Source organism: Pedobacter sp. (assembly GCF_045628745.1).
In the GTDB taxonomy this organism is placed as follows: domain Bacteria; phylum Bacteroidota; class Bacteroidia; order Sphingobacteriales; family Sphingobacteriaceae; genus Pedobacter.
Map to the genome: position 1 here is coordinate 1 of NZ_JAZQPU010000373.1, position 11,733 is coordinate 11,733.

General features: G+C 40.6%; 12 protein-coding genes. 7 read left to right on the forward strand and 5 right to left on the reverse strand.

The window, feature by feature from the left end; translation table 11 throughout:
• The coding region (locus ACR2F7_RS13505; RefSeq protein ID WP_432714081.1) for a hypothetical protein at window positions 1–363 on the forward strand (363 nt) is incomplete at its 5' end.
• Between the two features lie 684 nt (window positions 364–1,047).
• Here the strand turns inward: ACR2F7_RS13505 and ACR2F7_RS13510 are convergent.
• Window positions 1,048–1,407, reverse strand: a complete 360-nt coding sequence (locus ACR2F7_RS13510; RefSeq protein ID WP_432714082.1) for a CoA-binding protein — start codon at window positions 1,405–1,407, stop codon at window positions 1,048–1,050.
• 122 nt (window positions 1,408–1,529) lie between these two features.
• On the reverse strand, window positions 1,530–3,071 hold the full coding sequence (locus ACR2F7_RS13515; protein ID WP_432714083.1) for an NAD(P)/FAD-dependent oxidoreductase: 1,542 nt from the start codon (window positions 3,069–3,071) through the stop codon (window positions 1,530–1,532).
• Window positions 3,072–3,201: 130 nt separating this feature from the next.
• Between ACR2F7_RS13515 and ACR2F7_RS13520 the strand changes: the two genes are divergently transcribed.
• The 4 genes from ACR2F7_RS13520 (at window position 3,202) to ACR2F7_RS13535 (ending at window position 5,634) form a co-directional block, all read left to right on the forward strand.
• The gene (locus ACR2F7_RS13520; RefSeq protein ID WP_432714084.1) at window positions 3,202–3,783 is read left to right on the forward strand and encodes a LemA family protein; all 582 of its coding nucleotides are present in this window, start codon (window positions 3,202–3,204) and stop codon (window positions 3,781–3,783) included.
• Window positions 3,784–3,860: 77 nt separating this feature from the next.
• Window positions 3,861–4,307, forward strand: coding sequence for a TPM domain-containing protein (locus tag ACR2F7_RS13525; RefSeq protein WP_432714085.1), 447 nt, complete (start codon window positions 3,861–3,863; stop codon window positions 4,305–4,307).
• Complete coding sequence (locus tag ACR2F7_RS13530; RefSeq protein WP_432714086.1) at window positions 4,307–5,086, forward strand: TPM domain-containing protein; 780 nt, start codon at window positions 4,307–4,309, stop codon at window positions 5,084–5,086. Before ACR2F7_RS13525 ends, ACR2F7_RS13530 begins: the two co-directional genes overlap by 1 nt.
• The gene (locus tag ACR2F7_RS13535; RefSeq protein WP_432714087.1) at window positions 5,086–5,634 is read left to right on the forward strand and encodes an NUDIX hydrolase; all 549 of its coding nucleotides are present in this window, start codon (window positions 5,086–5,088) and stop codon (window positions 5,632–5,634) included. The genes ACR2F7_RS13530 and ACR2F7_RS13535 overlap by 1 nt, the downstream gene beginning before the upstream one ends.
• Here the strand turns inward: ACR2F7_RS13535 and dnaA are convergent.
• Both dnaA and ACR2F7_RS13545 read right to left on the reverse strand, forming a co-directional pair.
• Window positions 5,631–7,061, reverse strand: a complete 1,431-nt coding sequence (dnaA, locus tag ACR2F7_RS13540) for a chromosomal replication initiator protein DnaA (RefSeq protein ID WP_432714088.1) — start codon at window positions 7,059–7,061, stop codon at window positions 5,631–5,633. The genes ACR2F7_RS13535 and dnaA overlap by 4 nt on opposite strands.
• A 195-nt stretch (window positions 7,062–7,256) precedes the next feature.
• The gene (locus tag ACR2F7_RS13545) at window positions 7,257–8,804 is read right to left on the reverse strand and encodes an acyl-CoA mutase large subunit family protein (protein WP_432714089.1); all 1,548 of its coding nucleotides are present in this window, start codon (window positions 8,802–8,804) and stop codon (window positions 7,257–7,259) included.
• Between the two features lie 119 nt (window positions 8,805–8,923).
• On the opposite strand from ACR2F7_RS13545, the gene ACR2F7_RS13550 reads away from it, so the two are divergent.
• Together ACR2F7_RS13550 and ACR2F7_RS13555 are read left to right on the forward strand one after the other, a co-directional pair.
• Complete coding sequence (locus ACR2F7_RS13550) at window positions 8,924–9,277, forward strand: HesB/IscA family protein (protein ID WP_432714090.1); 354 nt, start codon at window positions 8,924–8,926, stop codon at window positions 9,275–9,277.
• A gap of 100 nt (window positions 9,278–9,377) precedes the next feature.
• Window positions 9,378–10,610 (forward strand): ABC transporter permease, encoded by a 1,233-nt coding sequence (locus ACR2F7_RS13555; protein WP_432714091.1) that lies wholly within the window; start codon window positions 9,378–9,380, stop codon window positions 10,608–10,610.
• A gap of 60 nt (window positions 10,611–10,670) precedes the next feature.
• Here the strand turns inward: ACR2F7_RS13555 and rfbB are convergent, their stop codons facing one another.
• The gene (gene rfbB, locus ACR2F7_RS13560; RefSeq protein ID WP_432714092.1) at window positions 10,671–11,723 is read right to left on the reverse strand and encodes a dTDP-glucose 4,6-dehydratase; all 1,053 of its coding nucleotides are present in this window, start codon (window positions 11,721–11,723) and stop codon (window positions 10,671–10,673) included.
• Window positions 11,724–11,733 lie beyond the last annotated feature (10 nt).

An 11,733-nucleotide genomic window follows, 5' to 3' on the forward strand; every position in this document is an offset into this window, starting at 1 on the left:
ATCTCTTTAATGAACTTCTCGGCCCAACCCTCACGGTGGCCTTTTATATGTTGCAATGATTTCTCATCGTTTCAATCTTTTTTATTCTTTAGCAGCTCCGCTGCTAAAATTCCCGTTTTGTTTGGGACTGCAAAGGTAGTAATCTTTTTAACATTGTCAAGCTTTTTACTAAAACTTTTTTCTTTTTGTTTTTCCTGCTTAAAACAGATACAACATGCGGACAATCTTACTCCTTTTCGCCTTTCAAACTCTCTTCTCAATATCGCTTTCACTGTTTCCCTTCCTCCGAAGCGGGATGCAAAAGTAGCAAAAAATTGGCAAACCCAAAACTTATTTATCAATAAAATCCAATTAAATAGTTAACTCTCTCTGTAACTGTGAAAAGAATTCAAATTTATTTAAAATTCTTTAAAACAAAAACACAAACAGCTTTAAAACCTTCTCAAAACAGCAGCAGGAGATTTCTGAGAAATAGCGGTTAAATGATAGAAAGCGCTAAAAAGAGAAAAATTTGATCACCTTATATATATGTATATATACTTAAAACTGCCTAAAGCCTGCTGCGCTGCTCAAAAGAAAGCCTTGAATAGCCTAAATATCAGCTGCTTTATCATATTTAGGCTGATTTACAGTTCCTAAAGCTCAGTATAAGGAACACCGCCCCATGGTCTGCACAAAAAAGATAAACTAAAAGTTAGCAAAGATTAAGGGACGGCTTGGTGACACGTTATAATGACAGCGCATCCAATCCACCATGAGTCCACACTCAGTCCACCCTTTGTTTGGCTAAACGTGGACTCACCGTGGACTCATGGTGGACTCACTGTGGACTCACCCATAGCCGACAAGCACGTGGCACCAATACACCAGGCCTCAACCACAGGTGAACAGGCAAATAAACCTTGACTACTAACTCAGGAAAGACACCTATAACAAAGCGCCCCGGTTATTTTAAAAATAACTATTGATTATTAAGCCCAGTCAATAAAGTATAAATGGAAAAAGGGCAAAGAAAACGCTGCCCAAAGGATTGTAGGTTATATTATTTTAGTATTGACCGATGGAGAGCAATACAAGCGTACAAGCTTCTTCCGCTTCAATACCCTCTGCCCTAAGCATCATCTCAAGCTCTTCATTTTCTGTGCCTGGATTAAAAACCACCCTTTTAGGGCTCGTTCTTAAGATATAATCATAATAGGCTGGCTGCAAATGAGGACCTATATATAAGGTGATGGTATGCACATCTGGATAGACAACGCCCGCTTCTTCTATTTCAACGCCAGCTACCGCGCCTTTTTTAATTCCAATATTGATGATATCATGCCCTTTGGCTTTCAGCATAGTGGCGGCTTTGTAAGCATAACGCATGGGATTAGGCGAGGCACCAATAATTAAAGTTTTCTTCATCTGTATATTTTATATGCTCTAACGGAATTGAAGCCATCATCAGTATAAATATCACCTCTGGTGAGCTAAAAGCTGATGATGGCTTTATTGAAATAACAGTTCTTAGGAAAAGAATGTTTGAATTATAAGTATTTCACCACGGCATTAGCGCAATTGATACCATCAATGGCAGCCGAAACTATACCACCGGCATAACCTGCACCTTCTGCACATGGAAATAAGCCACCTACCTGCGGGTGCTGGAAAGATTCCTTATCCCTGGGGATACGCACTGGAGATGAACTTCTACTCTCCACCCCTACTAAAATAGCTTCATTGGTATAATAACCTCGTATTTTTTTTCCAAAAAGTGGTAAAGCACCCCTTAAGCTATCCGCTACAAATCCAGGCAAAGTTTGATCCAGGAGCGCAGATTTAGTACCGGGAAGATAAGAATTTTTAGGAAGATCTACTGAAAGTCTATTTTCCACAAAATCTACCATCCTTTGTGCCGGGGCAACCAGGTTACCACCACCCAAAGCAAATGCCTGTCGTTCAATTTCTGCCTGAAAGTGCATCATCCGCAAAGGATCGTCACCTTTAACATCATTAAGCCCTACCTGTACAACCGTTCCAGAATTTGCAAAAGGGTTATTTCTTTTAGAAGGCGACCAGCCGTTGACCACAATTTCATTGGGATAAGTGGCGCAGGGAGCAATAATACCACCCGGGCACATACAAAATGAAAAAACACCGCGGTCTACTACCTGTTCCACCAAGCTATAATAAGCCGGCGGTAAATATTCACTGCGAATATCGCAATGGTATTGAGCCGCATCAATAATGGCCTGCGGATGTTCTATCCTTACACCAAGTGCAAAAGGCTTCGCTTCCAGTAAAATGTTTTTACGGTTCAGTAATTCATATACATCCCTGGCAGAATGGCCAGTGGCCAAAATAACTGCATCGGCATGTATTTTCTCGTCGCCGTTTACCACTACCCCTTTCACTTTGCCAAATTCAACGATCAGATCGGTCATTTTTTGATCAAAACGAACCTCAGCACCAGCATTTAAAAGTGTTTCTCTAATAGCAGTAATGATTTGTGGCAGTTTATTGGTCCCAATATGTGGTCTTGCATCTACCAGGATATCACCTGTGGCACCATGCTGTACAAAAGTTTCCAGCACTTTATTGATATCGCCCCTTTTATTAGAGCGGGTATATAATTTACCATCTGAGTAAGTACCGGCACCACCTTCACCATAACAGTAATTAGATTCTGTGTTGACAAGCCCTTCCTTATTGATGGCTGCAAGATCTCTGCGGCGTTGTTTAACATCTTTTCCACGTTCCAGAATAATAGGCTTGAAACCATTTTCCACACATTGAAGGGCGGCAAACAAACCTGCAGGGCCTGCACCAATAATTAAAACCGGCTTAGCATTACTGACATTTTGATAGCTGGTGTGGAAAACCTCTGCCAGAAATGGCTCATCAAGAAAAACTTTAACCTGTAACCTAAAAATCACTTGCCTTGACCTGGCATCGATAGATCGTTTTAAGATTTTATAGCCCTTAATTCTCGACAAATCCACATTTAAGGCTGATGCTAGTGTATTCTTTAAAATTTCTTCCTGATCAATTTGACTTGGTAATAATTTAATTTCTATATCTTTCTGCATAAATATGTCAGGTTTTTATCCTGAATAGTAACAAAGGTACAGAAATTGCGATCTAATGCGTAAATTAACCATTAAACGGAAAAAGAGGTTGAGCGCACTTCTTCACCATTAAAAAACAAATTATATTTTTATGAAAAAAATAGTTTTAATCGTAGTAGGCTTATTTGTGGCATTAACCACTTTCAGCAGTTGTGGCTATAATACCCTCGTGAGTCTTGATGAAAATGTTCAAAGCAAATGGAACCAGGTGGAAACACAATACCAACGTCGTTCAGATTTGATTCCCAATTTGGTGAGCACAGTTAAAGGAGCGGCTAATTTTGAAAAAGAAACTTTAACTCAAGTGATTGAAGCAAGAGCAAAAGCGAGTCAGATTACGATTGATCCAGATAAATTAACGGAAGAAAACATTAGCAAATACCAGGCAGCCCAAGGACAGGTTACACAGGCCTTAGGTAGATTAATGGTATTAACAGAAAACTACCCAGAATTAAAAGCGACACAACAATTTAGTGATCTTTCCGCACAGTTAGAAGGAACAGAAAACCGTATTGCTGTGGCCCGTAAAGATTATAACGAAGCTGTACAAGCATATAACACTAAAGTTAGGTCATTCCCTAATAACCTTACCGCCGGATTGTTCGGATTTAGTAAAAAAGCAGGCTTTAAAGCCGATGCTGGTGCTCAAAACGCCCCTAAAGTTCAATTCTAAACCAATAGCCATAAAATATACAGGGTAATGAGCGTTTTAACTAAAAACACCATTACCCTTATCTTTATATAGAAAATATGACACTTTTTAATGAACAAGAACAAGAGCTGATTTCAACTACTATTGCAGAAGCCGAGAAGCTTACTTCGGGCGAAATCAGAATTGCTATAGATAAAAAATGTGAAGGCGATGCCCTTGATATGGCAACCAGCTATTTCGATAAATTAGGAATGGATAAAACCAGTGAGCACAATGGTGTTTTAATCTACCTGGCTTATGAAGATCATAAATTTGCCGTTATTGGCGATCGGGGCATCAACAAAGTTGTTCCGCCAGATTTCTGGGAAACCACACAAGTAGCCATGAAAGCACATTTTGCCGGTGGTAAGCTGGTGGAAGGATTAATTGCCGGCATTAGCCTGGTTGGAGAAAAATTAGCTATCTTTTTCCCTCCCAATGGTGGAGATATTAACGAATTACCCAACGACATTATCTATATGGACAAGCATAAACTGAATACCTAATGAAGAAACCAATTCTATTATTTTTATTGGTTTTTTTAACCAGCCTGGGTTTCGCCCAGGACTTTCCCGCCAAGCCCGATAAATTGGTAAACGATTATACCGGTACTTTAACAGCAGCTCAAATTCAACAGCTGGAAAGTAAACTGGTAGCATTTGACGACAGCACCTCTATACAGATTGCCATTGCCATTATTAAATCTGTTGGTGAATACGACATCAATGAATATGCACTGGAACTGGGCAGAAAATGGGGTGTCGGCTCCAAAAAGAATACAGGAATCATGATTGTTGTAGGTCTGGGAGATCGCAAACTAGCCATTCAAACCGGCTATGGCATGGAGGGCGCTTTGCCTGATGTGTATGCTAAAAGAATTATTGAAAATGACATCAAGCCTTATTTTAAAAACGGCGACTATTATGGCGGTTTAGAATCAGGCACAAATGCCATCATTAGTTATACCAAAGGAGAGTATAAAAACGACAATCCTAAAAAAGCAACTAAAAATCCAGGATCTGCTATCCCCTTCATCATTCTAATTGTCATTGTGATTATTATCATTATGCGCAAAGGTGGCGGTGGTAAAGGTGGCAGCCAGGTTATTGGCAGTCGTGGTGTTGCAGATTCTATCTTCTGGGGCATGCTTTTAGGCGGCGCATCGGGACGCTCTAACAGAGGCGGTTTTGGCGGTGGCTTTGGTGGCGGCGGCAGCAGTGGTGGCGGATTTGGTGGTTTTGGTGGTGGTAGTTTCGGCGGTGGAGGGAGCAGCGGTAGCTGGTAATGGAAATTTTAAAATGGCAGAAACTTGCATCAAGGTATTTGGTGCAAGAGAAATGGGCTACCCTAAGGGTAGACACCTGTAAATTACAAAACGGAACCGTCAAAGACGACTATTATGTGTTGGAATATCCAAATTGGGCAAATGCCATTGCGGTAACCAAGGAAAATAAAATCATCCTGGTGAGGCAATACAGGCATGCTGCAGACATTGTTTCCCTGGAGATTCCAGGTGGTGTGATGGAGGAGGGTGAAGATGCCGAAGCTGGTGTGCGAAGAGAATTGCTGGAAGAAACAGGTTATTCTTTTGAGAAGGCAGAACTGATTGCCCAACTGTATCCTAACCCGGCAACCTCTAACAACATTACGTTTACCTACCTTTTAACAGGCGGAACAAAAACGCATGAGCAACACCTTGATGAACATGAAATCTTAAATGTAGAGGAATATACTATTGAAGAAGTTAAGCAGTTGCTGCTTGACAATAAAATAGAGCAAGCCCTACATACGGCTGCGCTATTTTATGGCCTTGCAAAATTAGGTGCCCTTTAACTCAGTACTAACTTTTTCTGGATATCAGTTACATATCCTTTAAACTTTTTATCGGTATCAATCAGGTCCTCTACGGTTTGACAAGCATAAATAACCGTAGAGTGATCTCTACCGCCAAAGAAAGCACCAATAGTTTTTAACGATGATTTGGTATGGCTTTTTGCCAGGTACATGGAAATCTGACGCGCCTGTACAATTTCTCTTTTCCTTGTCGGCGACTTCACCATTTCCATAGGCACTTCAAAATACTCACACACCAGCCTTTGAATAAACTCCATCGAAATCTCTTTAGAGGTATTTTTAATGAAGTTCTTCAGCATATGCTTAGCCAGGTTCAGATCAATCTGCTTTTTGTTCAAGGTAGACTGTGCCAGTAGGGAAACCATGGCTCCCTCCAGCTCTCTTACATTGTTGTCAATATGGTTGGCTACATATTCTACTACATCTGTTGGCAGTTCAATCCCATCAGCATACATCTTCTTTCTTAGAATGGCAATGCGGGTTTCAAAATCAGGAATTTGCAAATCTGCAGAAAGTCCCCATTTAAAACGACTCAACAAACGCTCTTCTAAACCGGATAAATCTTTTGGGGACTTATCTGAAGTTAGAATCACCTGTTTACCGCTATGGTGTAAATGATTGAAGATATGGAAAAAGATATCCTGTGTTTTCTCCTTACCGGCAAAGTTATGCACATCATCCATGATGATCACATCCATGGCCTGGTAAAAGTTAACAAAGTCGTTGATGGTATTATTTTTCAGGGAGTCAACAAATTGCTGACAGAATTTCTCGCAGGAAACATAGATGACCAGTTTATCAGGAAGGGTAGCTTTGATTTCATTACCTATGGCCTGAGCCAAATGTGTTTTTCCTAAACCCACGCCACCATAGATCATGAGCGGATTAAAGGAAGTGCCCCCAGGTTTAGCGGCAACAGCGAAACCCGCAGATCTCGCCAGGCGATTACAGTCCCCCTCTATATAGCTTTCAAAAGTATAATTAGCGTTCAACTGTGGGTCTACATTCATTTTCTTTAGTCCGGGTATAATGAATGGGTTTTTGATATCTTTATTAATAGCTATAGGAATAGGCATAGACTGCATTTTTGCCGCAGCGCCAATTCCATTAGAAGGCATATTAGTAGTATAAGGAAGTCCGTTTTTAGAAGATTTATCAACAACGATGTTGTATTCCAATCTGCCGTCGTCTCCCAACTGCTTTTTAACAGTCTTTCGTAACAGCCCTACATAGTGTTCTTCCAACCATTCATAGAAGAACAAACTAGGTACCTGAATAGTCAAAACAGTACCTTCCAATTTTAGTGCCGATATCGGTTCAAACCAAGTTTTATAGCTTTGATTTGGGATGTTATCTTTAATAATTTGGAGGCAACTATTCCACACTTCAGTACTAGATTTTTCCATAGGTAATTTTCTCTAAAATATTGGTTTTCAGAGTCGATAAGGGCCTAAATTGATGACCGAAATGACATATCGAATATTCAAAAAATTATCAACATTTTAAACATAAATTATAACTTTTTGGTAACTACCTATAGCGCAATGCAATACCACTATTAACATGAATTTTTAATGTGGATAACTTTCTGTTAATAACTTTTAATATTCACCAAAAACCTCTCTGAGTGCATTTGAAATTTCACCCAGCGTAGCATAACATTCTACTGCAATAACGATAAAAGGCATGATGTTTCCGGTACCTTCCGCAGCGATCTTTAAGTTCGATAAAGCCTGATTTACAGCAAGCTGGTCACGTTCTTGTTTGAGCTTGTTAAGCTTGTCGGTTTGTATGGTTCTAATGGACTCATCAATCCTCATCACTTCCGTGATGCCCTCTTTTTCTTGTGTAAACTTATTAACACCCACGCTAATTCGGCTACCGCTTTCAATCTCCAATTGGTATTGATAGGCTGCACTGGCAATTTCGTTCTGAATATAGCCATTTTCAATGGCATTGACAGCGCCACCCATGGCGTCAATTTTGTCTATATAGAGCTGTGCTGCAGCTTCAATTTCATCAGTTAAAGATTCTACAAAATAAGAACCTGCTAAAGGATCAACCGTATCAGTTACGCCACTTTCAAAAGCAATAATCTGCTGGGTGCGCAAAGCAATTTTTGCTGCTGCCTCAGTAGGTAGCGTCAGGGCCTCATCATAACCGTTGGTGTGTAAAGACTGTGTACCACCAAGCACAGCAGCCATGGCCTGGTTGGTTACCCTAATAACGTTATTTAAAGGCTGTTGTGCGGTTAAAGTAGAGCCTCCTGTTTGGGTATGGAAACGTAACATCTGTGCCTTTGGTTCTGTTGCCCCCAGGCTTTTGGTGATGTGGGCCCACATTCTGCGGGCAGCCCTGAATTTTGCTATCTCCTCGAAGAAATTATTATGGCAGTTAAAGAAAAAAGAAAGGCGTTTAGCAAAAACATTAATGTCAAGCCCTTTTTCCAGTGCCGCATGTAGATAAGCTTTACCGTTGGCCAGGGTAAAGGCGAGTTCCTGCACGGCAGTAGACCCTGCTTCCCTGATATGATAGCCAGAAATAGAAATAGTGTTCCATTTGGGCACTTCCTTGCTGCAGAACTCAAATATATCCGTAATAAAACGCATAGACTGCTTAGGGGGATAAATATAGGTGCCCCTGGCGGCATATTCTTTCAGGATGTCATTTTGGATAGTACCGGAAATCTGCTTTAAATCTGCCCCCTGCTTTTTGGCCAATGCGATATACATGGCCAGTAAAATTCCAGCAGTGGCATTGATGGTCATGGACGTAGTGATTTTTTGAAGCTCAATGCCGTCAAATAAAAGCTCCATGTCTTTTAAAGAATCAATAGCCACCCCTACCTTGCCTACTTCACCCTCTGCCATTTCATCATCAGAATCATAACCTATTTGTGTGGGCAAATCAAAGGCAACGGAAAGACCCGTGGTGCCTTGCTTTAACAAATAATGGTAACGTTCATTAGAGGCTTCGGCTGTAGAAAAGCCCGCATACTGGCGCATAGTCCATAAACGCCCACGGTACATGTCTTTCTGGATACCCCGTGTAAAAGGAAACTCCCCAGGTGTTTCCACTGCAGGTTTTACAGTATCGTATAATGGTTTTATTTCTATACCTGATGTGGTGGTTATTTTTTGCTTGTCCATGTGCGTGGTAAATGAATTTAGGAAGGCTGCTAATTGTTTAAGTACGGTAATAATTAGCTGACTACAAGTGCAAAAATGTACATTATTTTTTATCTTTGTTATTCCTAATTTGAAATAACATGAGTAATACAGTGGATACAGCATTTGCACCTGTAACATTTACAGAAGGCGCCTTAAAAGAGCTATTTAAATTGAAGGACCAACAAGAGATTGCAGAAGACTTTGGTTTAAGGGTGGGCGTTGAAGGTGGTGGCTGCTCAGGAATGAGTTATGTTTTAGGCTTCGACCAGAGAAAAGATGGCGATCAGGAATTTATGATCGACGGCATTAAAGTATTTATGCATAAAGCACATCAGATGTATTTGATGGGCATGCAGGTGGATTGGCAAGATGGTTTAAACTCCAGAGGTTTTACCTTCAGTAACCCTAATGCGGCAAGTTCTTGCGGTTGTGGAACAAGTTTCTCCGTATAAACAGCTAAATCGATAAAAAAATTGTAACATTTAAGGAAGTCTCGTTGTCATAACAACGGGACTTTTTATTTTTATCCCACAAAGAAATTAAACCTGGAAAATGACCTATACTGAAAATGTCCGACTGGCACTCCAATCTATCAAGAGTAATCGTTTAAGAACAATGCTGACCGCATTGATCATTGCCATAGGCTTATCAGCACTTGTAGGGATTTTAACTTCCCTGGATGCCGTTAAAGCGAGCATGACAGAAGCATTCTCCAGTATGGGTGCTAATTCATTTACCATCAGAAACAGGGGATCAGGCATCAGGGTTGGAAATCCAGGTCAGCGGCCTAAGCCCTTCAAATCTATTCGCTATGAAGAGGCCCTGGAATTTAAAGAACGGCTAAATCCTGCTGCTACTGTAGCCATCAGCGTGCGGGCAAGTAGTGGCGCTACTGTTAAATATGGCACTGAAAAAACTAATCCTAACATCAATGTTCAAGGAGTAGATGAAAATGGATTAAGCGCTCAGGGGTTAGAACTTGCCTTAGGCAGAAACTTTAGCAACACAGAATCGCTACAAGGAAACAATGTTTGCATTATAGGAAGTGAAATCAGCAAAACCTTATTCAAAGGACAATCGCCTTTAGATAAGGTCATCAATGTAGGCAATAACAGGTTAAAAGTAATAGGTGTATTGGTTTCTAAAGGATCAAGCATGGGTTTTAGTGGCGACAGGGCAGTTTATGTGCCATTGCTAAAAGCCAAGCAGATCAACTCCAACAACGACCCTTCTTATACCATTACGGTAATGGTACCCAATATGGACCTTTTGGAAAATATGATTGGGGAGGCAACGGCAGAATTCAGGAATATCAGGAAGCTGAAAACAACTGCAAGTGCCAACTTTGAAATTACTAAAAGTGATGCCGTAGCACAGACCTTGTTTGAGAACCTTGCTTTTATTGCCATTGGCGGCGTCGCCATTGGCATAATTACCCTTATTGGAGCCTCTATTGGATTAATGAACATCATGCTGGTTTCTGTTACAGAACGAACCAGGGAAATCGGCATAAGAAAAGCGATAGGTGCCACCCCATCCGTCATTAGGAAACAGTTTTTAATTGAAGCAGTAGTGATCTGTTTAATGGGTGGTGCAATGGGTATATTATTCGGTATTCTCCTGGGCAATGGTATTTCACTCATGATGGGTGGTTCATTCATCATCCCATGGCTGTTTATTCTGGGTGGTTTTGCACTATGTGTCATTGTGGGCGTCATTTCAGGTTATTATCCTGCAAAAAAAGCCTCCAAACTAGATCCTGTAGAAGCCTTAAGGTACGAATAAATAAAAAACGCCTGTTAGCATGATGATGCTAACAGGCGTTTTAATTAATATTAAGCAGTGTTACCTGCCTACATATTGTGTATCATAATAAGCCTGGTAGTTTCCAGAGGTTACATTCGTTAACCATTCTTCATTTTCAAGATACCAGTCTACTGTTTTCTCTAAACCTTCTTCAAACTGTAAACTCGGCACCCAGCCTAGTTTTTGCTGCAGCTTGGTAGAATCAATAGCATAACGCAAGTCATGGCCAGCGCGGTCTGTTACATAGGTAATCAGTTTAGCAGATTCTCCAGGCTCACGACCAAGTTTCTGATCCATGATTTTGCACAACAACTGGATCAGGTCAATGTTTTTCCATTCATTATGTCCGCCGATGTTATAAGTTTCACCAGATGCAGCTTCATGGAAAATTACATCAATAGCACGTGCATGATCTTCTACCCATAACCAATCCCTGATGTTTTCACCTTTGCCATAAACCGGAACAGGTTTACCACTTTTAAGGTTATTGATTGCTAAGGGGATTAGTTTTTCAGGAAAATGGTGAGAACCATAGTTGTTAGAACAATTAGAGATGACCACATCTATGCCATAAGTATCATGGTAAGCACGAACAAAATGATCAGAGCTTGCTTTAGAAGCAGAGTAAGGACTATGCGGATCATAGGCTGTTGTTTCTGTAAACATACCTGTTTCGCCTAGTGCACCGTATACCTCATCTGTCGAAACATGGTAAAAGCGCTTTTTGTCGAAATCGCCTTTCCAGTATTCCCTCACTGCATTGAGCAAGTTTACTGTTCCAATAACATTAGTCATGACAAAGGCTGTAGGGTCTGTAATAGACCTGTCTACATGAGATTCTGCAGCTAGGTGAATAACGGCATCGAAATTTTCTTTTCTGAAAAGCTCATTCATTTCCAGGGCATCGGTAATATCACCCTTGATAAAAGTATAGTTTGGTTTATCCTCAATATCTTGAAGGTTGGCCAAATTACCAGCATAGGTAAGCTTATCTAAGTTAACAATTCTATATTCTGGGTAATTGTTCACAAAGCGGCGAACAACATGAGATCCAATAAATCCGGCGCCGCCTGTAATTAATATTTTTTTCATCAGTAGGTAT

What these genes read in the sequence shown, in the direction of transcription:
- ACR2F7_RS13525 (WP_432714085.1), top strand. Translation starts at nt 3,861, where the DNA reads ATGACACTTTTTAATGAACAAGAACAAGAGCTGATTTCAACTACTATT.
- ACR2F7_RS13510 (WP_432714082.1), bottom strand. Translation starts at nt 1,407, where the DNA reads ATGAAGAAAACTTTAATTATTGGTGCCTCGCCTAATCCCATGCGTTAT.
- ACR2F7_RS13520 (WP_432714084.1), top strand. Translation starts at nt 3,202, where the DNA reads ATGAAAAAAATAGTTTTAATCGTAGTAGGCTTATTTGTGGCATTAACC.
- ACR2F7_RS13535 (WP_432714087.1), top strand. Translation starts at nt 5,086, where the DNA reads ATGGAAATTTTAAAATGGCAGAAACTTGCATCAAGGTATTTGGTGCAA.
- ACR2F7_RS13555 (WP_432714091.1), top strand. Translation starts at nt 9,378, where the DNA reads ATGACCTATACTGAAAATGTCCGACTGGCACTCCAATCTATCAAGAGT.
- dnaA (WP_432714088.1), bottom strand. Translation starts at nt 7,061, where the DNA reads ATGGAAAAATCTAGTACTGAAGTGTGGAATAGTTGCCTCCAAATTATT.
- ACR2F7_RS13530 (WP_432714086.1), top strand. Translation starts at nt 4,307, where the DNA reads ATGAAGAAACCAATTCTATTATTTTTATTGGTTTTTTTAACCAGCCTG.
- ACR2F7_RS13550 (WP_432714090.1), top strand. Translation starts at nt 8,924, where the DNA reads ATGAGTAATACAGTGGATACAGCATTTGCACCTGTAACATTTACAGAA.
- ACR2F7_RS13545 (WP_432714089.1), bottom strand. Translation starts at nt 8,804, where the DNA reads ATGGACAAGCAAAAAATAACCACCACATCAGGTATAGAAATAAAACCA.
- rfbB (WP_432714092.1), bottom strand. Translation starts at nt 11,723, where the DNA reads ATGAAAAAAATATTAATTACAGGCGGCGCCGGATTTATTGGATCTCAT.
- ACR2F7_RS13515 (WP_432714083.1), bottom strand. Translation starts at nt 3,071, where the DNA reads ATGCAGAAAGATATAGAAATTAAATTATTACCAAGTCAAATTGATCAG.